The 447-nt window shown below is 64.9% G+C and carries 1 pseudogene; it reads right to left on the bottom strand.

The window, feature by feature from the left end:
* A pseudogene (locus tag J0695_RS42745) lies at nucleotides 1–416 on the bottom strand (protein DpdD); the annotation flags it as partial.
* Nucleotides 417–447 lie beyond the last annotated feature (31 nt).

Genomic DNA, 447 nt, shown 5'->3' with positions numbered 1-447 from the left:
AGCGTCTCGTGGGCTCGGTCTAGCACTCGTTCGTCGAGGGAGTACAGCAGGAGTTGGCGCCCCGTTGCGGCCTTGAGTTCTGCTTCGGCGTCTTGCGCTTCGCCTTCGCTGGGCTGGCTCTGCCAGTCCAGTTCAATGCCGAGTTCCGTGGACAGGCGGCGCGCCATGCTTAGGTCGCCTGGGTCCAAGCGCTCCTGGTGCACGCTCAGTGGTAGCAACAGTGCGAGAGCGAAGGCTTCGCGTGCGTTTGGCTCGGGACTGGCTTCCATGACGAGGCGGTCGGCGAAGTCCAGTGCGATGGCGGCTCGTTCGGGAGCGACCCAGCGCTCGCAGGTGTCGGCGAGTTCTTCCAGCAGTTGTTTGTAGGTAGCGGCGGAAGGACTGGATCGCAGGACGATTTCGGTGAGGGCCTGCACGGCTAGCAGGTCTCCCGGGCCGAGCCAGTCG

This window comes from Streptomyces beijiangensis (genome assembly GCF_017315755.1).
Classification (GTDB): Bacteria; Actinomycetota; Actinomycetes; order Streptomycetales; family Streptomycetaceae; genus Streptomyces; species Streptomyces beijiangensis.
Note: the sequence above shows the minus strand (reverse complement) of the source record. Positions and strands in the feature narration are given on the sequence as shown.